Annotated in this window: 20 protein-coding genes and 1 tRNA gene; 17 read left to right on the top strand and 4 right to left on the bottom strand. The window is 36.7% G+C overall.

The window, feature by feature from the left end:
• Positions 1–49: 49 nt before the first annotated feature.
• Entirely contained in the window at positions 50–571 is a 522-nt protein-coding gene (locus KKC17_02100; protein ID MBU1039005.1) for a hypothetical protein, read from the bottom strand.
• A gap of 96 nt (positions 572–667) precedes the next feature.
• Positions 668–2425: an excinuclease ABC subunit UvrC gene (uvrC, locus tag KKC17_02095; protein ID MBU1039004.1), complete on the bottom strand. Its 1758-nt coding sequence runs from the start codon at positions 2423–2425 to the stop codon at positions 668–670.
• A gap of 167 nt (positions 2426–2592) precedes the next feature.
• On the opposite strand from uvrC, the gene uvrA reads away from it, so the two are divergent.
• The 14 genes from uvrA to KKC17_02025 all read left to right on the top strand — a co-directional run bounded on the left by uvrA (position 2593) and on the right by KKC17_02025 (position 19271).
• A complete protein-coding gene (uvrA, locus tag KKC17_02090) occupies positions 2593–5535 on the top strand; it encodes an excinuclease ABC subunit UvrA (GenBank protein ID MBU1039003.1) in 2943 nt (980 codons plus the stop codon).
• Between the two features lie 156 nt (positions 5536–5691).
• The gene (locus KKC17_02085) at positions 5692–6366 is read left to right on the top strand and encodes a hypothetical protein (GenBank protein MBU1039002.1); all 675 of its coding nucleotides are present in this window, start codon (positions 5692–5694) and stop codon (positions 6364–6366) included.
• Positions 6367–6678: 312 nt separating this feature from the next.
• A complete protein-coding gene (locus KKC17_02080; protein ID MBU1039001.1) occupies positions 6679–8007 on the top strand; it encodes an O-antigen ligase family protein in 1329 nt (442 codons plus the stop codon).
• 120 nt (positions 8008–8127) lie between these two features.
• Positions 8128–8418 (top strand): co-chaperone GroES, encoded by a 291-nt coding sequence (locus tag KKC17_02075; protein MBU1039000.1) that lies wholly within the window; start codon positions 8128–8130, stop codon positions 8416–8418.
• A gap of 41 nt (positions 8419–8459) precedes the next feature.
• A complete protein-coding gene (gene groL / locus KKC17_02070; protein MBU1038999.1) occupies positions 8460–10088 on the top strand; it encodes a chaperonin GroEL in 1629 nt (542 codons plus the stop codon).
• A 123-nt stretch (positions 10089–10211) separates the two neighbouring features.
• Positions 10212–10676 (top strand): hypothetical protein, encoded by a 465-nt coding sequence (locus tag KKC17_02065; GenBank protein MBU1038998.1) that lies wholly within the window; start codon positions 10212–10214, stop codon positions 10674–10676.
• 20 nt (positions 10677–10696) lie between these two features.
• On the top strand, positions 10697–13093 hold the full coding sequence (gene ppsA / locus KKC17_02060; protein ID MBU1038997.1) for a phosphoenolpyruvate synthase: 2397 nt from the start codon (positions 10697–10699) through the stop codon (positions 13091–13093).
• Between the two features lie 391 nt (positions 13094–13484).
• A complete protein-coding gene (locus tag KKC17_02055; GenBank protein ID MBU1038996.1) occupies positions 13485–13706 on the top strand; it encodes a hypothetical protein in 222 nt (73 codons plus the stop codon).
• Between the two features lie 217 nt (positions 13707–13923).
• Positions 13924–14008: transfer RNA gene (locus tag KKC17_02050), tRNA-Ser, on the top strand.
• 37 nt (positions 14009–14045) lie between these two features.
• Positions 14046–14285: a GIY-YIG nuclease family protein gene (locus KKC17_02045; protein ID MBU1038995.1), complete on the top strand. Its 240-nt coding sequence runs from the start codon at positions 14046–14048 to the stop codon at positions 14283–14285.
• 250 nt (positions 14286–14535) lie between these two features.
• Entirely contained in the window at positions 14536–15054 is a 519-nt protein-coding gene (locus tag KKC17_02040) for an asparaginase (protein MBU1038994.1), read from the top strand.
• Positions 15055–15080: 26 nt separating this feature from the next.
• Positions 15081–16901 (top strand): DNA primase, encoded by a 1821-nt coding sequence (dnaG, locus tag KKC17_02035; GenBank protein MBU1038993.1) that lies wholly within the window; start codon positions 15081–15083, stop codon positions 16899–16901.
• 5 nt (positions 16902–16906) lie between these two features.
• Complete coding sequence (locus KKC17_02030) at positions 16907–18205, top strand: sigma-70 family RNA polymerase sigma factor (GenBank protein MBU1038992.1); 1299 nt, start codon at positions 16907–16909, stop codon at positions 18203–18205.
• Between the two features lie 31 nt (positions 18206–18236).
• Positions 18237–19271 carry a deoxyhypusine synthase gene (locus tag KKC17_02025; GenBank protein ID MBU1038991.1) on the top strand — a complete coding sequence of 345 codons (1035 nt, stop codon included), beginning with the start codon at positions 18237–18239 and terminating at the stop codon, positions 19269–19271.
• 45 nt (positions 19272–19316) lie between these two features.
• On the opposite strand, the gene KKC17_02020 is transcribed toward KKC17_02025, so the two are convergent.
• A complete protein-coding gene (locus tag KKC17_02020; GenBank protein MBU1038990.1) occupies positions 19317–19667 on the bottom strand; it encodes an S-adenosylmethionine decarboxylase in 351 nt (116 codons plus the stop codon).
• A gap of 146 nt (positions 19668–19813) precedes the next feature.
• Between KKC17_02020 and KKC17_02015 the strand changes: the two genes are divergently transcribed.
• A complete protein-coding gene (locus KKC17_02015) occupies positions 19814–20653 on the top strand; it encodes a hypothetical protein (protein ID MBU1038989.1) in 840 nt (279 codons plus the stop codon).
• A 128-nt stretch (positions 20654–20781) separates the two neighbouring features.
• Positions 20782–22023, top strand: coding sequence for a DEAD/DEAH box helicase (locus tag KKC17_02010; GenBank protein ID MBU1038988.1), 1242 nt, complete (start codon positions 20782–20784; stop codon positions 22021–22023).
• Positions 22024–22102: 79 nt separating this feature from the next.
• On the opposite strand, the gene KKC17_02005 is transcribed toward KKC17_02010, so the two are convergent.
• Positions 22103–22288 carry a hypothetical protein gene (locus KKC17_02005; protein MBU1038987.1) on the bottom strand — a complete coding sequence of 62 codons (186 nt, stop codon included), beginning with the start codon at positions 22286–22288 and terminating at the stop codon, positions 22103–22105.
• 103 nt (positions 22289–22391) lie between these two features.
• On the opposite strand from KKC17_02005, the gene KKC17_02000 reads away from it, so the two are divergent.
• Positions 22392–23645 carry an NAD(P)/FAD-dependent oxidoreductase gene (locus KKC17_02000; GenBank protein ID MBU1038986.1) on the top strand — a complete coding sequence of 418 codons (1254 nt, stop codon included), beginning with the start codon at positions 22392–22394 and terminating at the stop codon, positions 23643–23645.
• Positions 23646–23647: the final 2 nt, after the last annotated feature.

Here is a 23647-nt window from a genome sequence, read left to right as displayed (position 1 = left end):
CTTATGTTAGGCTTGGGCCGAGGTGGTTAACCTTTTGACCCAGTTATTTTTAGCTACTTTTTTTAGGAGTAGCCCGATTACTGTGGCTATTGTGGCTACGGGAATTACTATTTTTATGATTTTCATGGTTGGCCTTTTTGTTTTTAAAAAAAAGTTTTACTTTTTGAGTTAATAAACTCGGATCAGAATATAGATCAGCCGCCTGTATGGCTGCCAGGCACTGGGAGTCAGTAATTATGTCGGATGCTTGTATAGGATGATGAGCTATGATTATTATTTTTTTGCCAGACTCCTTAAGATGTGGCACAAGTTCTGACATAATTTTTCCTTCTTCTTCTTTAATTTTTAATCCGTTAAACTTTATTGATTTGTGGGATTTTTTAAATCCAAACATTAAAGAAGAAGTAACTATTAAATCATATCCGTTTTGAGATTCTTTGAGTGTATTATCGAAGCTGTTAGTTTTAGTTATTTTTAAACCACAAGCTTCAAGATCGTCAATAACTCTTTGAATATGGGATGGTTCAAAATGAGCTATCAACAAGGAACCTTTTAAAGTTCTTTTTTTCATTTTTGCCTCCAGGTTGATGGTTTTATTTGTTGCTACCTTAATATTTACCAAAAGTTTTGTCAATAAATTTATTTGGTTATTATCTCGCACTGTAAATTAATAATTATCTTCTAAATAGGTTTTTAGTTTTTTGGCCCTGTTTTGTCCAATAATTTTTATTAAGAGGCTTATATCAGATTGTTTAATTTCCATCACTGAAGCAAAAGATTGTTTTAATTTCTTTTTTAATTTAGGTCCAATATTAGGTAGTTCGTCCCATTGGGAAATTATTTGCGCTTTGGAGCGCTGTTGTCTGTGTAAATTTAAACCAAAACGATGAGCTTCGTCACGTAGATTAATTAATAATTTTAAACCAGGATTATCTAGGGGCAAGTTTAAGGGTTTTTTATGATTAGGTAGATACAGCTCTTCGTTTTGTTTGGCTAAAGCGATTAAGGGTATATTAATTTTTTGGGCTAATAGTATTTTTTTCACGGCCGATAATTGTCCGGCTCCACCATCTAGCATTATTAAATCCGGCCGGGGCCAATTTTTATTACGGCTTAGGCGCCTAGCTAAAACCTGGGCTAGCATGGCGTAGTCGTTTGGTCTGTTTATGTTTTCAATAGTGAATCTACGGTATAACTTAGGTTCGGGTAAGCCGTTTTGTAAAACAGTCATGGCGCCAACCGCTTGCTTGCCTTGTAGGTTAGAAATATCATAACCTTCAATCCTTAGGGGTATTTTTTTTAAATTAAGAATTCTTTGTAATTGTTGTAGACCTAGTTGGGCTTGTTCATTTTTTTTCTGCCAACTTACTAGATTTTGTTTAAGATAGTTTTCGGCTGTATCGGCCGCTTGTTTTAGTAATTGTTTTTTGTAACCTTTTTGTGGAACAATTAAACGGATTTCTGGATAATTATTTTCTAGCTGGACAGGTGTTATTATTTGTTTGGCAAAATCATTACCAGGTTTAAGGTATTGATTTAAAAATCCCTCTAGTAATTCGGCGCTAGTTAGTTGAGCTTGGCTGGAAATTAAAAAGTTTTTAGCATCTAGCAAAATACCTTGGCGAACAGGCAATAAACAAACAGCTATTTGGTTTTGGTTCTGGGCTAGGTTGATGATTTCTAAATTTTCTGGTCGCCCGGAAACAATATTTTGCTTTTGGCTTATTTTTTCTAAAGCGATAAGTTGATTTCTAAGCTTGCCGGCTTTTTCATATTGTTGCTGTTGGCCGGCTTTAAGCATATTTTGTTGGGTATTTTTTATTAAATTATTAGTCTGCCCTTTTAGGATTGCTTCTAGCTTTTTTAATTGTTCTAGATAGAATTTTTTTCCGCTTGGCGAATCATCATGCCCCAGACAACGGTTTAGTTTGGCAGCAAAACAGGGTTTATCTGGTGGATTAGTGCAAGTTTTAAGGCCAAGCATTTTTTTAAGCAGATTAAGAGTGTTTTTAATGGAACCAGCTGATGGATAAGGACCAAAATATTTTATGCCCGGCTGATTGGTTTGTCTGGTTAAGGATACAGTGGGTAATTTTTCTTTATAGTTTATGGCTAAGTAAAGCCAGCTTTTATCGTCTTTTAGAACTACATTATAAGCTGGTTGGTGTTGTTTAATAAGATTAGCTTCCAGCAGCAGGGCCTCTAGTTCATTTTTAACTGGAGAAATTCTTATTTTAATTATTTGTTCTACCATAATTTTTTTGGCTGGGCTTAGGTTTGTTTGTGATTGAAAATAGGAACGTACTCGAGTTTGTAAGTTTTTAGCTTTGCCAACATATAGGGGTTTATTTTGAGAACTATAAAAAATATAAACACCCGGTTTTTTTGGTAGAGTATTAATTTGTCTAAGTAAGCTTTGCTTCATGTTTTAAGTATAGTACGTACTGAGTTTTTTTAATATAAATTGGTTTTTTCTTATTTGTTAACAAAGATAAAAATAAAGAGTTAATTTAGAGTAAGTTAGTTGCTTTTATCTATTGACCTAACTTGTTAAAAATAGTACACTTATTCCTACTTTGTGAAAGATTTTTTATGTTAAAAAAAACTTCTAGCAACAAGAACAAGACAGCTAAAGTAAAAGGGCGGTCCAGTAGACAAAAAACAAATTTAGTTTCTTTGGTTAGACCGGCTGACAGTATAGTTATTCGCGGTGCTCGTGTTCACAATTTAAAGAACATTTCTTTGTCTATACCTCGGGACCGGTTAGTGGTTATAACCGGTTTATCTGGTTCTGGTAAATCTTCTTTGGCTTTTGATACTATTTACGCCGAGGGTCAACGACGTTACATTGAATCTTTGTCGGCTTATGCTAGGCAATTTTTGGGCATGATGGATAAACCCGATGTGGACCAGATAGAAGGTTTGTCGCCGGCTATTTCTATAGATCAAAAATCCACCTCTCATAATCCTCGCTCAACCGTTGGTACTGTTACCGAGGTTTATGATTATTTAAGATTGTTGTTCGCTCGAGTTGGTCAACCCCATTGTCCTAAATGCGGTCGGGAAGTTAGTAAGCAATCCATTGATCAAATTATTGGTCGTTTGAATAAATTATCCAACGGTACCCCAATTGCCTTATTGGCACCAGTTATTCGTGATCAAAAAGGTGAACATAAATCAATCGTTGCTAATTTAAAAAAATCCGGTTATGTTCGGCTTCGTTTTGATGGAGATATAATTTCTATAGAAGAAGCCGAGGATAAACAGGTGGAAAAGCAAAAAAAACATACCATTGAAGTGGTGATTGATCGATTATCTATTTCCAGTGATCCAGAAGATTTAAGTCGTTTGGCTGATTCTTTGGAAACCGCTTTAGATTTGGGGGATGGTGTTATTACGGTTTTAAATACGGAAACCAACGAAGAAATGTTGTTCAGTCAGCATTTTTCTTGTCCCAAGTGCCACGTTGATTTACCTAATATTGAACCAAGAAGTTTTTCTTTTAATTCACCCCATGGTGCTTGCCCCGATTGTACTGGTTTAGGTACGAAGTTAGAAATTGATCCGGATTTGGTTATACCCAACAGGCGTTTATCTTTAGCCCAAGGTGCTATTCGTCCCTGGTCTAGAACTTCGGCTAATCAAACTTGGTATTATCGAATTTTACAAGCAGTGGCTCGGGAGCATAAATTTTCTTTGGATGTACCCGTTAATAAATTAAACAAAGACCAATTAAAAATAGTTCTATACGGTACGGGTAGCCGAACTTATAATGTTAACGCTGAGGCTGGACAAACTGGTAAGGTTAGAGAATTTTATACCTCTTTTGAGGGTGTAATACCTAATTTGGAAAGACGCTATAAAGAAACTGAATCTGATTATATTCGTAGTGAAATTGAACGTTATATGCGAGTTTGGCCCTGCCCGACCTGTCAAAGCAAACGGTTAAAGCAGGAAATTTTGGCCGTGACGATTAACAAAAATAATATTTCAGATTTAACCTCCTTATCAATACTTAAAGTGAGTGAGTTTTTTGAGGACTTGGATAAGAGTAAAATTTTATCAGCTAGGGATTTAAAAATCGCTCATCAAATAATAAAAGAGATAAGGGCTCGTTTAGTTTTTTTAACCGATGTTGGTTTGGATTATTTAACATTGGATAGGCCGGCCGCGACTTTATCGGGTGGCGAGGCCCAACGTATTCGTTTGGCTACTCAAATTGGTTCTTCTTTGGTGGGAGTTATTTACATATTAGACGAGCCATCGATTGGTTTGCATCAACGCGATAATAGTAAGTTAATAGTTACTTTAAAAAGATTAAGGGATTTAGGTAATACCGTTATAGTGGTAGAACATGATTACGAAACAATGATGGCGGCCGATCAGCTTATTGATATTGGTCCAGGTGCTGGTAAGCATGGTGGGGAAGTAGTGGCTCAAGGTACACCAGAAGAAGTGGCCAAAGTAAAAAATTCTTTAACTGGTCGCTATTTAGCCGGTTCTTTAAGTATTCCTTTACCCACAAAATATCGTTCAGGTAATGGCAAAAAAATAACTGTTAAGGGGGCCACTGAATTTAATCTTAAAAATATCACAGTAGATATACCTTTAGCTAAATTAGTTTGTATTACAGGTGTTTCTGGTTCAGGTAAATCCACTTTAATGACTGATATTTTATCTAAAGCTTTGGCTCAACATTTTTATAATGCCAAAGATTTACCCGGCCGGCATAAAGTCATTACTGGTTTAGAAAACGTTGATAAGGTTATTACTATTGACCAATCACCCATTGGTCGTACACCCCGGTCTAATCCGGCTACTTATACTGGTATTTTTACTTATATTAGAGATTTATTTTCCCAATTACCCGAGGCCAAAATTCGCGGTTATAATCCCGGGCGTTTTTCTTTTAATGTTAAAGGTGGTCGCTGTGAAGCTTGCGAAGGGGATGGTTTGGTGCGTATAGAAATGCATTTTTTACCAGATGTTTATGTGGAGTGTGAAGAATGTCATGGCCAGCGTTATAACCAGCAGGCTTTGGAGGTTCATTATAAAGGCAAAAATATTGCCAATGTTTTAGCTATGACAGCTGAAGAGGCTATGAATTTTTTTAGCAATATTCCGACTATTTACGACAAGCTCAAAGTTTTGTGCGATGTTGGTTTGGGTTATATACATTTGGGCCAAAGCGCTACCACCTTGTCTGGTGGTGAGGCTCAGCGTATTAAATTATCTACCGAGTTATCCCGTCGTTCTACTGGTCGCACGCTTTATATTTTAGACGAGCCAACCACTGGACTTCATTTTGACGATGTTAAACGTTTGTTGCAGGTTTTGAACGAATTGGTGGATAGGGGTAATACAGTTTTGATTATAGAACATAATTTAGATATTATGAAATCAGCCGACTGGATTTTAGATTTAGGTCCAGAAGGTGGCGACCAAGGCGGTCAGTTAGTGGCCCAGGGTACACCTAAAGAAGTGGCTAAGGTTAAAAATAGTTATACTGGCCAGTGGCTTAAAAAAGTTTTATAAACTTTGATAGTTATTTTAATACCCTCCTTACCTTTTCGTGCGAAAAGGTAAGGAGGGTATTAAGGTTGACTTATGGGTGGTATTTTGTTAAGGTAGTTTGATTCAAAAATAATCAAAATAAAACAAAAAACATTCATTAAAAAAGTGGAGGTAAAGATGCTACAGTCATCTTATTACAGTCAGTCGGAATTTATTTTTTTGGCTGGCATAGTATTGCTGGTAATTTCTGTTTTATTCTATTTTCTTTTTAAATTTATATTTAAAAAGAAAATAAGTTCTAATGTGTTATTAAGTGTTTTGGCAACACTAAGTGCTGGGGTAATTCTTTCGGTTATTTACTCTCTTAATCATAGGAGTATTGATGCCTCTTCAAATAGCAAAGTATTGTTATATCATGATTCAACAGTAGTTTCCCTGGTGGATTACCCAGTAATAAGCGGTTTAAGTTCTTTAAGGTTTACCTATGGTCCGAAAGTTACTGAGTATGTCATTAATGTTCCCAAGGATTTTGGTAAGTATTTAAGTTATTCATCCGCTGTGGTGGAAGTTATATATGATTATAATAACGAAAATCTATTGATTAAAGAATGCCAAAGGATGCTAATTAACAATCCTGGTAAAGTTGGCGATTATAATTTGGATACTTTATTTACTAGGGTCATTTCTTCAGTGCGAGATTGGCAAACTTACGAGCAGCCAAAAATTTATTCAGTAGAATATTATTATAAAAATTATTTAAACAATTATTTGGCAAATATCGGCATAAAGGTTAAGGGTGTTAATGTGTTATATTTTGACCCTCCCTTAGCACGTGGACCACATCAAAATTAAACAAATAAAACAGCAGTCAAGACTTAATAATAAAAGTTTTGACTGCTTATTTTTTAGTAATATTTTTGGTTTATTCTCAGAGCTATTATGAAGGGCGAAGTTATTATAATTAAAACTATTGTAAAATTAATTGATATGATAGTTAGAAGAATAATTAACAGAATAAACCATAACGATTTAATAGAAGCATTTATAGCTTCTAAATAATTTTTTAATTTGTTCATTTTTCCTCCAGTTGGTTTATTTTATGTCCTGAACTTAATCCTGTGGGGTTAGTTTGTCAAGTAAATAAATATCAAGGATAATAAGTATATGGGATTAACTTTTATTAAAATAAAGGAATATTTGTTTTATAGTTTAGTTTTTTTACTGCCTTGGCAAACCAGATGGATTGTTCGGGACGCTTTTATTAAAGATGAGGTTTGGGAATACGGTCGATTAAGTCTTTATGCTTGGGATATTTTATTAGTATTTTTGTTTTTATTAGTTATTCCCGAAGCTGTAAAAATTATTAAAAATTTTTGGCATAATTTTAAATTTAAAAATACCCAATTACCACAACCAGCTACAGCAGTTAATTTTGTTAGTAAGTCTCGGGAGCTTATTTTTGTTAGTTATTTAAGTTTATTGTTACTATCTTTTTTTACTATTATTTGGGCGCCAGATAAATTATTAGCTGCGATTTGGTCAATTAGGTTTTTGGAAATAGGTTTATTATGGTTGCTTGTTTTAATTATTAAAACAAACTTAATAAAATTTGGCCTAAGTTTTATAGGGGCTGGTTTTATTCAAGCGCTGTGGGCGATTGGCCAGTTTGCCTGGCAGGGCACCTTTGCCAGTAAATGGTTAGGTGTGGCCGACCATCCTTTGTTTCAACCGGGCAGTTCAGTAATCTTGGCTACTAGCGGCCGGTGGCTTAGGGCTTATGCCGGGCAAGTGCATCCTAATGTTTTAGGTGGTTTGTTGGTAATAGGCCTATTGTTTACAGTTTATTTGTTAATTGATTGTTTTTATAAAAAAGAATACAGCCAGTGCCGGGTTTGGTTGTTAATGGTTTATGTTGTTCAGTTGGCCGGGTTATTTTTTACTTTTTCTCGGGGTGCTTGGTTGGCTTTGTTTATAACTTTGTTTGTTTGGTGGTGGTTTAAAAAAGATAATCGATTAAGCCTAACTAAATTTAGTGTAGTAGCTATTGTAAGTTTTATTATTTTAGGTTTGGCGGCTTGGCCGCCGGTTAGCGGACGCCTATTAGGTGGCAGCCGTTTGGAACAGCAATCAGTAGAAGAACGGGTTGGGAGTGTTGAGGAAAGCCGCACTATGTTGGTGGATTATTGGTGGCAAGGTGTTGGTTTGGGTAACTACACTAAAAAATTACAAATTTATCAACCAACTTTGAAAGCTTATAAATATCAACCGGTTCATAATTTATGGTTGTTAATTTTAACAGAAATAGGCACTGTTGGTTTGATATTATTTTTATTTATCTGGTATTTATTTTGGCGGTTTAGCTCATCATTTTTTAGTAAATTGTTATTTTTACCCATTATTATAACTGGTTTAGTCGACCATTATTGGTGGACTATACCATCCATGTTTTTATTAGGCTGGCTTATTATTAGTTTGAATTTTATAGAAGAGTAGTAACACAAAGTAATAAAAAAGAACTTGACACAGTTAAAAACCTTGCTAAAATGCTATTAGCACTCTATAATGTAGAGTGCTAATTAAGTCTAAAAAGTATTAATAATTAAAGAAAAATCTATGAAATTACAGCCTTTAGGCGACCATTTGGTCGTTAAAATTACCAAGGAGGACAAAACCACTAAATCGGGTATTATTTTGCCAGATACGGTTGATAAAGAAAAACAAGAAACCGGTGAGGTTATAGCTGTGGGGCCGGGTAAATTATTGGACAACGGTAGTCGTTCTCCTATGGAGGTTAAAGTCGGTGATAAAATTTTATTTAAAAAGTACGCCTTGGATGAATTTAAAATAGAGGAAGAAGAGTTTGGTACTTTGCAATTATCCGACGTAATTGCCATTGTTGAATAATTTTATTGATTTGTAATTCTTAATTCATAATTTTTTATTTTATGGCTAAACAAATTCTTTTTAACGAGCAAGCCCGCGCTGCTTTGAAGCGGGGTGTAGATAAATTAGCTAACGCTGTTAAAGTTTCTTTGGGTCCCAGAGGACGTAATGTTATTTTGGATAAAGGTTTTGGTTCACCAATTGTTACTAATGACGGTGTAACCATTGCTAAAGAGATTGAACTGGAAGATAAGTTTGAGAATATCGGTGCCCAATTATTACAAGAAGTGGCTTCTAAAACTAATGATGTGGCTGGCGATGGTACCACCACGGCTACGGTTTTAGCTCAGGCTTTAATTCACGAGGGTTTTAAAAATTTGGCCGCCGGCGCTAACCCGCAGGCTTTACGCCATGGTATAGAAAAAGGTGTTTTGGCTGTGGTAGCGGATTTAAAAAAGCAATCTAAACTAGTTAATAGTAAAGAAGAAATTGCCCAAGTGGCGGCTATTTCGGCTAACGATAAAGAAGTTGGTAAGGTAATTGCTGAAGCTATGGATCAGGTTGGTAAAGATGGTGTTATTACTGTGGAAGAATCCCAGGGCTTAACTATTGAAAAGGAAGTGGTGGAAGGTATGCAGTTGGATAAAGGTTACGTCTCGCCTTATATGGTTACCAATGCCGATCGTATGGAAGCGGTTTATGAAGATCCTTATATTCTAGTGACAGATAAAAAAATCGCTGCCGTGCAGGAAATTTTGCCATTGTTAGAAAAAATTGCTCAAACCGGTAAAAAAGAATTGGTAATTATTGCTGAAGAGGTAGAAGGCGAGGCTTTGGCTACTTTTGTAGTAAATAATTTGCGTAAGACTTTTAATACTTTAGCCATTAAAGCGCCAGGTTTTGGCGATAGGCGTAAAGAACAATTGCAGGATATAGCTGCTTTAACTGGCGCTACTTTAGTCAGTGAAGAAGTTGGTTTAAAGTTTGATGCGGTGGGTTTGGAAGTTTTGGGTGGCGCCCGTAAAGTTATTGCCACTAAAGAACATACGACGATTGTGGATGGCAAGGGCGACCAAGCCAAAATAAAAGACAGAATCAGCCAGATTAAAAAAGAAATTGAACTAAGCGATTCAGATTTTGATAAAGAAAAACTACAAGAAAGATTAGCCAAGTTATCCGGTGGTGTAGCGGTTATTAAAGTGGGGGCGGCTACAGAAACGGAAATGAAAGAAAGAAAGTATAAGGTAGAAGATGCTTTGAATGCTACCAAGGCGGCCGTAGAGGAAGGTATTGTAGTGGGCGGTGGTGTAGCTTTGTTACGAGCGGCTGAATCTTTGTTAAAGTTGGAAGTTTCGGTTGAAGAAAAAGTCGGGCTTAATATTTTACTTAAGGCCTTGGCTGAACCTTTAAAGCAGATTGCTGAAAATGCCGGTAAGGACGGCGCTGTGGTGGTAGATAATGTCCAAAAGAATAAAGGTAATTATGGTTATAATGGAGCAACTGATAGTTATGAAGATTTAGTTAAGGCTGGCGTGGTAGATCCAGCTAAGGTAACCAGATCGGCTGTTCAAAATGCCGCTTCTATAGCTATTATGTTCTTAACTACTGAAGCAGTTGTAACAGATTTGCCAGAAAAAAAGGATGATAAGGCCGGCTCTGGTATGCCGCCAGGTATGGATATGGGCTATTAAAAAATAACTTGTAAAGCATAGTTTATAGCCAACGGCTCAACAATTCTAAATTGTTGAGCCGTTTAGGTTTTAAGGGGCTTTTTAAGTAGTTTTTTGTTAAAAAATAGGCTATACTATAATAGTATGGCGCAAACTGGACTAAATATAGAACTGTTTCAAAAACCAATGCGCTGGTACTTAGATGTCGCTGAGTTGCCTTTTGTTTTTTTATCTTTAATAATTATTTTAACTTACACGGGAAGTTTTTGGTTGGATTGGTCTTATGTCCGAATGGTTTTTCCGTTAGTATTAATTTATCAGTTGGTGGCGGCGGTAGTTAATGCTTATTTAAGTTTAGTTCAGCCGGCTAACTTAAAACAAACAGCGGTTATTTGTTTATTAACGGCTGTAGGTGGGGCTTTGGTTTCAGCTGTTGCTGCTTTAATAAGGTTTTGGTACCCTTGGTTATTTTTTAATTTAATAGCTGAACCTATTTGGAGTGGTTTATTGGCCATAATAGTTGGTGTGTTAGCTTTTGGTTTTTTTCATTTGCCCAAGTTTGCTCGAACCAAAGAATTACCTGACAATGATGATCAATCACAAATTTAATAATTATTTATTTTTTTAACATGACAAATAGAACAAATCAATTCATTTTGCCTTTTTCGCAAATAACCATCAAGGATATACCTTTGGTGGGTGGTAAGAATGCTTCTTTGGGTGAAATGTACCAAAAGTTATTAAAACGAGGTGTTAGGGTACCAGATGGTTTTGCTGTAACAGCTTATGCTTACCGTTATTTTTTAAAGCAGGCCGGTTTGGATAAAAAAATAAGGACCCTTTTAAAGGGTTTGAATACTCATAATCTTAAAGATTTAGCCGCTCGTGGTAAGGCAGTGCGCCAAGTTATTTTACAGGCAGAATTTCCCGAGGATTTAAAAGAAGCTATTGCCAAAGCCTATCAAACTTTAAGTAAAGAATTTAAAACTGTTAATTTAGGTGTCGCCGTGCGCTCTTCAGCTACCGCGGAAGATTTACCCGACGCTTCTTTTGCTGGTCAACAAGAATCTTACCTTAACATAAAAGGGGTGGAGGCTTTACTTAAGGCTTCCAAAGAATGTGTGGCTTCGTTGTTTACTGATCGGGCGATTTCTTATCGGGTAGATAAAAAGTTTGATCATTTTGCTATTGCTTTGTCGATTGCTGTGCAAAAAATGGTTCGTTCCGATAAATCCGTATCCGGTGTTATGTTTAGTATTGATACGGAATCTGGTTTTCGTGAAACAGTTATTATTAACGCCACTTATGGTTTAGGCGAGTATATAGTTAAAGGTTATGTTAATCCCGACGAATATGTTGTTTTTAAACCGACTTTTAAAAAAGGTTATCCGGCAATTATTTCTAAAAAATTAGGTTCCAAAAAAGTTAAATTGGTTTATGGTCAGGGTAATAGGCCTACGGCTAAGAAAAATGTTACTTTAGCTGACCAGCAAAAATTTACTTTAACCGATAAAGAAATTTTGCAATTAGCTACTTGGGCTATTCAGGTGGAGGATCATTACAAAAAACCTATGGATATGGAATGGGCTAAAGATGGTTTAACTAATAAGTTGTATATGGTTCAAGCTCGTCCAGAAACAGTGGAGGCTAATAAATCTAGGCAAATGCTAGAAAAGTATCAACTTAATAAAAAAGGTAAAGTGTTAATAACTGGTACAGCTGTGGGAGCTAAAATTGGTCAAGGTAAGGTTAATATTATTAAACAGGTTGGCCAGATTAGCCATTTTAAGCCCGGGAGCGTGCTGGTAACCGAAATGACCGATCCGGATTGGGAACCGGTTATGAAGCAAGCCTCGGCCATTGTAACCAATTCTGGTGGCCGGACCTGCCATGCGGCTATAGTTTCCAGAGAGTTGGGTATTCCTTGTATAGTCGGTACTATTCACGGCACAACAACTCTTAAAGAGGGTAAGCCGATTACTGTTTCTTGCGCTGAAGGAGAAGTCGGTCAAGTTTATGAAGGTTTGTTGCCTTTTGAGATTAAGAAAACTGATTTAGGAAAACTACCCGAAACCAAAACAATGATTATGATGAATATAGGTGAACCACAGCAGGCTTTTGCTTTGTCTAGTTTGCCCAGCGACGGCGTAGGTTTAGCTCGTCAGGAATTGATTATTAATGATTTTATAAAAATTCATCCATTAGCTTTGTTGAATTATGGTAAGTTAAAGGATAAATCAGCTAAGAAAAAAATTGATCAGCTAACTTATGGTTATAAAAATAAAAGCCAATATTATATAGACAAATTAGCTGAAGGAGTGGCTGTCTTAGCAGCGGCTTTTTATCCCAAAGATGTTATTATTCGTTTGTCTGATTTTAGAAGTAATGAGTATGCCAATTTAATTGGTGGCAAAGCTTTTGAGCCCGAAGAAAGAAACCCAATGATTGGTTGGCGCGGAGCTTCTCGGTATTACGATCCAACTTATGAGCCGGCTTTTCGTTTGGAATGTAAGGCTTTAAAAAAAGTTAGACAAGAATTTGGTTTAACTAACCTTAAAATTATGGTGCCTTTTTGCCGCACTGTACTAGAGGGCCAAAAAGTTCTTAAGATTATGGCCGAGGAAGGGTTAAAACGCGGTCAGAATGGTTTGGAAGTTTATGTGATGTGTGAAATACCTTCCAATGTTATTTTGGCTCAGGAGTTTGCCAAGATTTTTGACGGCTTTTCTATTGGCTCCAATGATTTAACCCAGTTAACCTTAGGGGTGGATAGGGATTCGGCTTTAGTGGCCCATGTTTATGACGAACGTAATCAAGCAGTTAAGAGTTTAATTAGCCAGGTAATTAAAGCGGCTAAGGCTTCTAAAACTAAGATTGGTATTTGTGGGCAAGCGCCCTCGGACTTCCCGGATTTTGCTGAGTTTTTGGTAAGGGAGGGTATAGATTCTATTTCTTTAAATCCGGATACGGTTTTAGAAACTAAATTAAGAATCGCCAAATTAGAAAAGAAGTTAAAGCGTAAATAAGTGAAGTATTAGCACTTAAACACCCATTGTTACTTAATTAACAATGGGTGTTTTTAATCAAAGGTTAATAAGATTTTTTAGATTTTATCTAATTATTACCCTTGACGTTACTTTAATTTAATGCTATTTTAGTTTACTATTAAAATTATCAAAATAAAATTTATCAAAAAATATAGGAGGCCAATGGTTACATAAAAAATAAAAGCTCTTTAAAATTTTTCTCCACTTTTCCACTCGGACTCATCTGTCGAGTGAGAACTAATTGCTTGCTATAAATTAACAAGCAGGCAAAAAATAACTAATTTTAAAATAAAATTATGGAGTAAAAATGAGTAGCCAACCTTTTAATTCAGCAAACTGGCCGACGGTTTGTAAACAGATTAATTCGGATATGGAAATTTTGTTTGGCGGACATAATTATGTTTTTCGTCCCGATGGTGATGAAATAATATTTATGGCCTCAGAACAAAGATTGCCTCATACTGTTGTTGAAAAGATTAAGTTACCCGATAATGTTACTTTATTAAAAACTTCAACCGGTGCCACTAAGTTAAAATCTCAAAATCCGTTTGATATATTTACGGTTGTTGCGGCCAGCGTTCAGCTTATTTAGTTGGTTAGTCATGTTTTCCCCTTGGGTAAATTTTTAATAATAAGTCCTTTACCCAAGGGCTTTATTTTTTTAAAGAAAAGTGTTACAGTAGCAAAGCTAAAATAGGGTTTAGTCTTTTTGGCGGAGAGGTCGCATACCACCGCCAAGGGCGGGATATAATCCCGGTAACTTGGTATCTTAAAAAGTTTGTAAGTTTAAAATGTTTAATTTCCTGGGCGGAGAGGTCGCATAGTGGTCTAGTGCGCCTGCTTGGAGAGCAGGTATACCGCAAGGTATCGGGGGTTCGAATCCCCCTCTCTCCGCTTAGGAAATTAGATATATTCTTTGGGGGGAAAGAATATGTATTATGTTTATGTTTTAAAAAGTCAGAAGACGGACAGGTATTACATAGGATCAACTGGTAATCTGGAAGATAGATTGATTAGGCATAATTCTAGTAGAAGTAAATTAACTAAAAAAGAAGCGCCGTGGAAATTGGTATATAGTGAATTATATAGTAGTAGAAAAGAGGCGGTAAAAAGAGAAAAACAAATAAAAAGTTATCATGGTGGTAACGAATTTAAAAGATTGTTTAAATAGGTTATTATTTTAATAGTAGCTTAATGCGTCCCGCCAGGGCGGGATATACCGCAAGGTATCGGGTAGGGCAGTTTGCCCCGCTGTCGGCGGGGAATCCCCCCTCTCCGCCAAAAAGATTAATAAAATAGGCTAAATAGTTTTTTTTAAGGGTAATAAAATAAATAGCATTCTGGTGCCCTTTGGGGAGGACGGGGTATACTTTATAAGATGTAGGAAATTTATTTTTTAATAGTTAGTGTATAAATAGCCTATGTTAAAAAATCATATTCATATTCTAAAAATGGGTGGTACGGTGGAATTTAACGACCCGGCTTATGAAAATATCAACAAAGAATTAATGAAAATTGATTCTACTATTGATAGTTATTTTAAAAATCTTATCAAGCCGCATTTTACATTCAGCGTTGAAACCGTTTGTAATAAAGATAGTCGTAGTATAACAAGGGAAGATTTGGAAAAATTAGTTAAGGAAATAAAAATAACTAGCCACAGTAATATATTAATAACCCACGGTACTTTTACCATGAAGGACACAGCAAAATTTTTGGAAGAAAATTTAATAACTGATGGTCCAATAAATAAAAAAATTATTATTACCGGTTCTATGATTCCGATTATGGGTTTTGCTGTTTCCGACGCTGCTTTTAATTTAGGTTATAGTATAGCTTCTTTTAATAGCGTGGCTGAGGGTGTGTATTTGTGTATGAACGGTGGTTTATTTAAATATAGTGAAGTGGAAAAGAATATTAATTTACTGAGGTTTGAGTAGAATATTTAAAAGTTGTTTTTTATAACATGGCAACCAACAACGACAACGTACAACAAATAAAGTCGCGACTGGATGTAGTGGATGTGTTGTCCGAATACATGCAACTAAAACCGGCTGGTCAGAATTATAAAGGCTTGTGTCCGTTTCACAATGAAAAAAGCCCCTCTTTTATGGTGAGCAAAGAACGGCAGATGTGGCATTGTTTTGGTTGCAACCTTGGTGGCGATATTTTTGAGTTTGTCCAAAAAATGGAAGGTTTGGAATTTCCCGAAGCTTTGGAAATTTTAGCTCGTAAAGCCGGTGTTACCTTACAACAGTATCAGGCCAAGCCCGGGGAATATAATCAGCGTTTGCGGGTGTTTGCGGTTTTGGAAGCTACGCAAAAATTTTATACTGACTATTTGTTAGGTTCTTTTGGTGTGGTGCCTCGTCAATATTTAAATAAACGCCAAGTGAACCAGGATAGTTTAACAGTTTTTGGTTTAGGCTATGCTCCTAAAGATTGGGACAAGTTAAGTATTTATTTAACTAATCAAGGTTTTAGCTTATCGGAAATAGTGGCGGCTGGAGTAGGTGTTAAAAGTGATCGGGGCCCCGGACTTTATGACAGATTTCGTGACCGGTTAATGTTTCCGATAAATGATTTGCAGGGCCGTATAGTTGGTTTTGGTGGTCGGACCTTACAAGTTGAACCCAAAGAAGCTAAATATATAAATTCTCCGCAAGGTTTGGTTTATAATAAAAGTTTGTTGGTTTACAATTTAGATCGAGCCAAACAGTTTATTAGAGAGTTAGGTTATGCCGTTTTAGTGGAGGGTTATATGGATGTGTTGGCTTGTTGGCAAGTTGGTATAAAAAATGTGGTGGCTACTTCGGGTACGGCTTTAACCTTAGAACAGATCAAATTAATTAAACGTTATACTAGTGAAGTTAGATTAGCTTTTGATGCGGATTTAGCTGGTCAAAGCGCGGCCGAACGGGGTATTGATATAGCCTTGCAGGCTGGTTTAGAAGTTAGGGTTATAACTTTGCCTCAAGGCAAGGATCCAGATGATTGTGCTAGGCAGGACCAGGCAGGTTTGCTAAAAGCCGTGGAGCAAGCTTTGCCTATAGTGGATAGTGCCTTTCAGACAGTTTTAAAAAATATTGATATAACCAGTCGACAAGGCCAAAGTCAGGCGGCTGATAAATTATTAACAGTTATTGGTAAATTACCCGATCCAATTGAGCAAGATTTTTATCTTAAACAATTAAGCAGGGAACTTAAAGTTAACGAATCAGCTATTAGGCAAAAATTTTCTTTATTAATGACTAAACAAAAATCACCAGTTCTTAAATATTCTGTAGATAAGAAATCAGCCGAGGAGCCAGTTGTGGCGATTAATCCAGCTACTCGCCCGGAAGTATTATTTCAGCGTTTATTGGCTTTGATTATTAAGGAGCCTTCTTATTTTGCTAGAGTTATGGATAATTTTAAAACTGAAGTTGTACCGCCTGGTCTCTTGCAAGAACTTTACAATCAGCTGCGTCTTTACTATAATTTAGATCAGACTAACGAAATTAGCAGTCTTTTACAGGAGCTTTCAGCTGAAGCCTCATTGAGCCAGCTGATCGGTATACTCCAGCTCCAAGCTGAACATGATTTCGTTGACATGGAGTCTTTTGAACTGGAAGCGGAATTAGCTTCCTTACTTAAGCAACTCAATGTTTTATATTTAAGCGCTGAACTTAAACGTTTAAGCGTTTTAATTCGCCAAACTGAACAGTCCGGCGACCATAACGAGCTGGAAGAAGTCCTGGCCCGTTTTGCCGCTATTAGTCAAGAATTGGCTAGGGTTCAGCAATAATTAATATGACAAAAAAATCTACTCTTAAGTCAGCTGGCAAAAAAACCAGTCGGTCGGTTAAAAAATCAACCAAAGCTAAAGCCGTAAAAAAATCGGTTACAGCTAAGAAAAAGTTGGTTAAAAAATCAACCAAAGCTAAAGCCGTAAAAAAAACAGTTAAACGTTTAGCTGTTAAATCTGTTAAGAAATCAACTAAAGCTAAAAAGCTAGTTGTTTTAGAAATAAATCAGGATGATTTAGGAAAATTAATTCGCAAAGGACGCAGTCGCGGTTTTATCACCGAAGATGAGGCTTTGACTGTTTTTCCCGAGGTGGAAGAATATGCCCAGAAATATGATGATTTTTTGGATGATTTGGATAAGCAGGGCATTCAGGTTTTGGAAACCGATGGTGGCATTTTGGATATGGGTGAAAAACGAGAAGAAATTTTTAAAAAAGCCGGTTTGATTAATGAAAAAAAACCTTATGACCTTTCGGAAATTTCTACTGATTCTATCCAAATGTATTTAAGGGAAATTGGTAAGGTGCCTTTGTTAACTTCGGAAGAAGAAGTGGTGTTAGCCAAGCGCAAGGAACGAGGCGAACAAGAGGCTAAAAAAAGATTAATAGAAGCTAATTTGCGGTTGGTTGTATCGATTGCCAAAAAATTTACTGGTAAGTCTTTGTCACTGTTAGATTTAATTCAGGAAGGTAATATTGGTATGTTCCGGGCTGTAGAAAAATTTGATTATCGCAAGGGTTATAAATTTTCTACTTATGCCACCTGGTGGATTCGCCAAGCTATTACCCGAGCTTTAGCTGATCAGTCACGAACTATTCGTATACCGGTTCATATGGTCGAAACTATTAATCGTTTTCAGCAAGTGGAGCGCCAGTTAATTCAAGATTTAGGCCGGGAACCTTTGCCCGAAGAAATTGCTGCTGAAATGGGCGAGCCTTTGGAAAAGATTTTGCATATTATTAAAATTTCTCAGGAAACCATTAGTTTGGAAACTTCGGTCGGCGAAGATGATGAAGATTCTACTTTGGGTGATTTTATTGAAGATATAAAAACTGTTAGTCCGGATAGAGTGGCGGCTTTGCAACTTTTGCGTGATCATGTTAAAGAAATAGTGGGCGAGCTTACACCACGTGAACAAAAAATATTGGAAATGCGTTTTGGTTTGCAAGATGGTGTTTCTCATACTTTAGAAGAGGTTGGCCAGGAGTTTGGTGTGACTAGAGAGCGTATTCGTCAAATAGAAGCCAAGGCTTTGGAACGTATTCAGTTGCATGTAGATATGAGAAAGTTAAGAGATTATTAAATTTAAAATTAGAAATTAATAATTATTAATTATGTCTAAATTAAGTAAAGCGGATTTATTAAAAGAGACGATTGAGCATATTGATTTTACTAAGATTGATGCTTCGTATTTAGTGCCAGCTATGTCCAAAATGTCTTTTTCGTCGCGTGATTTAGCGCGGGCGGCTGACATTTACAAAATGATGCTAGCCAAAAAAGATTGCACGGTTATTTTAACTTTGGCTGGTTCCACCAGTGCTGGCGGTTGTATGCAGGTGTATGTTGATTTAATAAAAAATAATATGGTGGATGCTATTGTAGCCACCGGTGCTTCCATTGTCGACATGGATTTTTTTGAAGCTTTAGGTTATAAGCATTATAAAGGTACACCTTTTATAGACGATAACGAACTTAGAGATCTTTCTATTGACCGTATTTACGATACTTTTATTAATGAAGAAGAACTAAAAGATTGTGATGCTATTATTGGTAAAATTGCTGATTCTTTGGAAGCCAAGCCTTATTCTTCGCGGGAGTTTATTAAGGTCATGGGCCAGTTCTTAAAAGAGGGTGGCGCTAAAAAGCAGGATTCTTTAGTCCAAGTAGCTTACGAAAAAGGTGTGCCAATTTTTTGTCCGGCTTTTTCCGATTCTTCAGCCGGTTTTGGTTTGGTTTATCATCAATACCATAATCCGGAAAAACATTTATCAATTGATTCGGTAAAAGATTTTTTGGAGTTAACCAAAATTAAAATGGCCGCTCCGACCAGTGGTTTATTGATGATTGGCGGCGGTGTGCCTAAGAATTTTGCCCAAGACACGGTGGTAGCGGCTGAAGTATTGGGTAAGGAAGTTCCTATGCATCAGTACGCTATTCAATTAACTGTGGCCGATGTTAGGGATGGCGCTTGTTCCAGCTCTACCCTTAAAGAAGCCAGTTCTTGGGGCAAAGTAGAAACCAATTACGAGCAAATGGTTTATGCTGAAGCTACTTTAACCCTGCCGTTAATAGCGGCTTACGCTTATCAGAGTGGCGTTTGGAAAGACAGGGAAGTTAAGCGCTGGGCTGATTTTTTAGATAAGAAATAAATTAATTTTAAATAAAAAGGCGAATTAATCATTCGCCTTTTAGGTTTATATTTCCTGCCAAACAATTTTTAAGGTTTGGAAATATTTAGCTGTAAATTTTACAGCCTCGGCAACATCAAACGGCTTACAAGTGTAGCAATCCACTGTTACCAGAGGGGGAGAGCAAGGATAACTATAGATGGTTGCTCCTGAGGTACGCCAGTGTACCCAACCACCAAAGCCTAATTCGTGAGCGGAATAAGCTTGTGGTCCGTTGATTATTTCCATATTTACAACTTCAGCCAGTTTTTTAAAGTAGTCCACCATTTGTTCCGGAGTTACTAAATTTTCTGTAAGTGCTTCAATTATTAAACGTTGCCGTAGAATACTAGGCGCCAAGTTTTTAAATGGTGCCATTTGAACCTCCTTTGTTGGTTAGTGTTTTTTTGTTTTAACTAGCTAAGTTAGCAGATATGTTAGAGCTGTCCATAAAAGAAGGGTTTTATTATAAAAAGTAAACAAGTTATTTACTTTTTTATTAAATTGTATTAAGTTATAAGCATATGATGCGGAATAAAAAGTTGGCCGAATATATATTAGATATACTTAAATACGGTCCTAAAAATGTGGTGGAATTGATTGAACAAATTAAAAAAGAGCGCCCTGGTACCACCAAACAGGGGGTTTATGCTTCTTTACGCAAACTTAAGAAACAGGAAGAAGTGGTGATACACCACAAACAAACTTCTTTAAATTTGAAATGGTTGAATGAAATGTCTATCTATTTTTCTACAGCTCGTAGTAATTATATAAAGCAGGTTGATTTTGGGGACGCCACTTCTTTAGACCAGAAAGAAAAAATAGAATATTATTTTAGCAATCCGGCTGTAACAGATGCTTTTTGGGGCCATCTTCTTTATATGTTAATAGAGCGGCAAGACTTAAAGGGTCCAATATTTTTGTACAATCCACATTGTTGGTTTTTTGTGGTACGTAGTGATAGTGAAAAGGCTTTACGTGATTTTATGGTTGAACGAGGAGCTAAGTATTTTTTAACTGTTCATGGTAGAACTCCATTGGATCAATATATTACAAAAGAATTCAGAAACGATAATAGTCAATATCACATGAGCGATAAAGTTCCTTTTCCTCGCTTGAATTATTATCTTAATTTGGTGGGAGAGTTTATAATTGAAGTTTGGATAAATCCCAGGATAGCTAGAGATATTGAAAATTTGTATCATAATACCAAAGTAGTTGATCAAACAGCTATAAATAAGTTAAATTCATTGATAAATAGCCGGGGCCGCAGCCGTTTAGTTGTTTCCCGTAATAAGTTGAGGGCTGATAAATTAGCTAAAATGTTTAGTAAGAATTTTTATATACAGAAAAGTGATCGTTAAGAAGATGTCTATTTTTTATTTATCAACAAAATAGCAAATTAATTAATAAAAGTATAACCAAATAAAGTAATTAATTTTTTATGTAGTCTTTGACAGTTGGCTGATTTAATGCGATAATGCCTTGTTCTATGACAGAAGCTAAAAATATTATCCAAGGTTTTTTTGGTTTAGGCCTTGCGCCACGGCTGTTAGAAACTTTGGATCGACTTAAACTTGTTACTCCGACACCTATTCAACAGGCGGCTATTTTGCCAGCTATTGAAGGTAAAGATTTAATCGGCGTAGCGCAAACAGGTACAGGCAAAACCTTGGCTTTTGCTTTGCCAGCTATACAACGTTTAGCTGGTTCAAAAAACCAAGCTTTGGTTATTTTACCAACTCGGGAATTGGCCTTACAGGTAGATGAGGTTTTTCGTAAAATTGGTGGGTCTTTTGGTTTACGTACAGTTGTCTTGATTGGCGGGCAGGATATTAGAAAGCAATTAACAGCCCTGTCTAAGCGCCCGCATATTATTATTGCCACACCTGGTCGATTAATAGATCATTTGGAACAAAAAACTATTCAACTTAATCAGGTAAGTATTTTGGTTTTAGACGAGGCCGACCGTATGCTGGATATGGGTTTTTTGCCTCAAATAAACCGTATTTTAAAAGCTGTTCCCACCAATCGTCAAACTATGTTATTTTCGGCCACTATGCCCGAAGGTATTGTGCGGATTGCTGCTACTTATATGAAGTTACCCGTACGAGTGGAAATAGATCGGCCTGGCACAGCGGCTGATAAAGTTACTCAAGAATTATTTGTGGTCGCGCGAGAATCTAAAAGTTTATTGCTTAAAAAATTACTGGCTGATTATCGTGGTTCGACTTTAGTGTTTTGTCGTACTAAATTTAATGCTAAAAAAGTTACTCGAGCGGTGCAAGCTATGGGTCATCAGGCCGCCGAAATACATTCCAACCGTTCTTTAAACCAAAGGCGGGAAGCTTTGGATGGTTTTAAATCCGGACGTTACCGTGTTTTGGTAGCTACCGATATTGCTGCTCGCGGTATTGATGTTACAGGAATTGAATTGGTTATTAATTATGATTTGCCAGACAACCCTGGCGATTATGTGCATCGAATCGGCCGAACTGGCCGGGCTGGTCAAAGTGGTTTAGCAATTTCTTTTGCTACCCCGGATCAACGTAAAGAGGTACGGGAAATAGAAAAACTGGTACGTATTATGTTGTCGCCTTCTAAATTGCCAGTTTTGCCAACTTTAGATAAAACATCCGTTACTCCTAGGTCAACTAGGTCGTCTGGATCAGCTAAGTCTCGGCGGGGTTATGGCGGGGGCAAACAGTATCCAGCCCGTCGTCAATATAGATAACTAATTCTAATATTTTAAAACAGGACTAAAGAGTCCTGTTTTAAAATATTAGAATTAATAGTAATTAATCAAAGTTTTTTTATTTTTTAAACCAGGCTATTATTACGTACAGCCAAAATACAGCAAATAATAACCACACTAACCACAGCCAATTAACTAAAAAGGCGCCAAAATAAGTACCTAAGGCCAAGCCGAGCATTAGTCCGCCCCAGGCAATAAATTTTAGTTCCCACCATCGCCAAGTAGAATCTTTGAATAAATTCATACTTTTATTGTTAGTTGATTAAGTCTAAAGTAATTATACACCTCTTAGAGAAATTAGAGGAGTTAAAGAATATTTTTAACTAGCTAGAAATAGCCGGCTAGTTATGGTACAAGTACTGCATATGAAAATAGTTATTATTGGTGGTGGCGCCGCCGGCTTAATGGCCATGGCCACGATATTAGAACAAAACTCCGACGTTCAAGTAACTTTAGTGGAGCGCAATGATAGTTTGGGTAAAAAAGTTATTATTTCCGGTGGCGGTCGTTGTAATGTGACTACCGGTTTGGAAGATGTAAAAAGTTTGCTGACTAAATATCCTCGGGGTGGCAAGTTTTTATTGTCAGCTATGCATCAGTGGCCGCCTCAGGCTACTAAGGATTGGTTTATTAAGCGGGGTGTGCCTTTAAAAACAGAAGCAGATTTAAGAGTTTTCCCCGTATCCGATAACGGCCAAGATATAGTAAAAGTTTTTGAACAATTATTTACACAACGTCAGGCTACAGTACTGCTTAAAGCTAGTGTGATTAAAGTAGTTAAACAAGATAAACGATTTGCTGTTTATCTTAAAGGTCAAATTGAACCCTTGTTGGCTGATAAATTAATTATTACTACTGGTGGGCAGGCTTATCGCCAAACTGGTTCGACTGGTGATGGTTATGCTTTTGCTTTAGCTTTGGGGCATACCATTAGTCAATTAGCCCCCAGTTTAAACGCTTTTCAGACCCAGGAAACTTGGCCAGCTACTTTGGCTGGTTTATCTTTTAAATCAGTTAAACTAACAGTCCAGACAAAAAAGGTTTTAAGTTTTACCGGACCATTTTTATTTACCCATCAAGGTCTTAGCGGGCCGGCAGTTTTTGCCTTGTCCTCTTTGACTGCTTGGGAAAATTATAATGCGCAAGCGCCGCTTAATATTAAAATTGATTTTTTTCCCGAACAAACAAGAGAAGAGTTAATAAGCAAAATTAAAACCGCTAATTTAGCTGGCGCGAAAAAGAATTTTTATAATATTTTAAGTTTGTTGGTGTCAAAATCTTTAATTGAGGTTATGGCCAGTCAATTTAATTGGCCACCTAACAAACATGCTGGGGAAATAAGCAAAAAAGAATTAGTTGTAGTAGCCACTTGGTTAAAAGGTTTACCACTTAAAGTAATTCGGCGGGGCGCTGGGGACGAATTTGTAACAGCCGGCGGAGTTAACCTTAAAGAAGTTAATCCCAGCACTATGGAATCACGTTTATGTCCGGGGCTGTATTTTGCTGGGGAAATTTTGGATGTGGACGGGTTTACCGGCGGCTTTAACTTACAGGCTTCTTGGGCTACTGGGCGGCTGGCTGGTACAGCCAGCAGTGCCTAAAG

The sequence above is a fragment of the Patescibacteria group bacterium genome (genome assembly GCA_018817715.1).
Classification (GTDB): domain Bacteria; phylum Patescibacteriota; class Patescibacteriia; order Veblenbacterales; family UBA10138; genus JAHITT01.
Note: the sequence above shows the minus strand (reverse complement) of the source record. Positions and strands in the feature narration are given on the sequence as shown.

What these genes read in the sequence shown, in the direction of transcription:
- uvrA (MBU1039003.1), top strand. Translation starts at nt 2,593, where the DNA reads ATGTTAAAAAAAACTTCTAGCAACAAGAACAAGACAGCTAAAGTAAAA.
- KKC17_02045 (MBU1038995.1), top strand. Translation starts at nt 14,046, where the DNA reads ATGTATTATGTTTATGTTTTAAAAAGTCAGAAGACGGACAGGTATTAC.
- KKC17_02065 (MBU1038998.1), top strand. Translation starts at nt 10,212, where the DNA reads ATGGCGCAAACTGGACTAAATATAGAACTGTTTCAAAAACCAATGCGC.
- KKC17_02015 (MBU1038989.1), top strand. Translation starts at nt 19,814, where the DNA reads ATGATGCGGAATAAAAAGTTGGCCGAATATATATTAGATATACTTAAA.
- KKC17_02005 (MBU1038987.1), bottom strand. Translation starts at nt 22,288, where the DNA reads ATGAATTTATTCAAAGATTCTACTTGGCGATGGTGGGAACTAAAATTT.
- KKC17_02000 (MBU1038986.1), top strand. Translation starts at nt 22,392, where the DNA reads ATGGTACAAGTACTGCATATGAAAATAGTTATTATTGGTGGTGGCGCC.
- KKC17_02075 (MBU1039000.1), top strand. Translation starts at nt 8,128, where the DNA reads ATGAAATTACAGCCTTTAGGCGACCATTTGGTCGTTAAAATTACCAAG.
- KKC17_02025 (MBU1038991.1), top strand. Translation starts at nt 18,237, where the DNA reads ATGTCTAAATTAAGTAAAGCGGATTTATTAAAAGAGACGATTGAGCAT.
- groL (MBU1038999.1), top strand. Translation starts at nt 8,460, where the DNA reads ATGGCTAAACAAATTCTTTTTAACGAGCAAGCCCGCGCTGCTTTGAAG.
- ppsA (MBU1038997.1), top strand. Translation starts at nt 10,697, where the DNA reads ATGACAAATAGAACAAATCAATTCATTTTGCCTTTTTCGCAAATAACC.
- KKC17_02080 (MBU1039001.1), top strand. Translation starts at nt 6,679, where the DNA reads ATGGGATTAACTTTTATTAAAATAAAGGAATATTTGTTTTATAGTTTA.
- KKC17_02040 (MBU1038994.1), top strand. Translation starts at nt 14,536, where the DNA reads ATGTTAAAAAATCATATTCATATTCTAAAAATGGGTGGTACGGTGGAA.
- KKC17_02055 (MBU1038996.1), top strand. Translation starts at nt 13,485, where the DNA reads ATGGAAATTTTGTTTGGCGGACATAATTATGTTTTTCGTCCCGATGGT.
- uvrC (MBU1039004.1), bottom strand. Translation starts at nt 2,425, where the DNA reads ATGAAGCAAAGCTTACTTAGACAAATTAATACTCTACCAAAAAAACCG.
- dnaG (MBU1038993.1), top strand. Translation starts at nt 15,081, where the DNA reads ATGGCAACCAACAACGACAACGTACAACAAATAAAGTCGCGACTGGAT.
- KKC17_02085 (MBU1039002.1), top strand. Translation starts at nt 5,692, where the DNA reads ATGCTACAGTCATCTTATTACAGTCAGTCGGAATTTATTTTTTTGGCT.
- KKC17_02030 (MBU1038992.1), top strand. Translation starts at nt 16,907, where the DNA reads ATGACAAAAAAATCTACTCTTAAGTCAGCTGGCAAAAAAACCAGTCGG.
- KKC17_02100 (MBU1039005.1), bottom strand. Translation starts at nt 571, where the DNA reads ATGAAAAAAAGAACTTTAAAAGGTTCCTTGTTGATAGCTCATTTTGAA.
- KKC17_02010 (MBU1038988.1), top strand. Translation starts at nt 20,782, where the DNA reads ATGACAGAAGCTAAAAATATTATCCAAGGTTTTTTTGGTTTAGGCCTT.
- KKC17_02020 (MBU1038990.1), bottom strand. Translation starts at nt 19,667, where the DNA reads ATGGCACCATTTAAAAACTTGGCGCCTAGTATTCTACGGCAACGTTTA.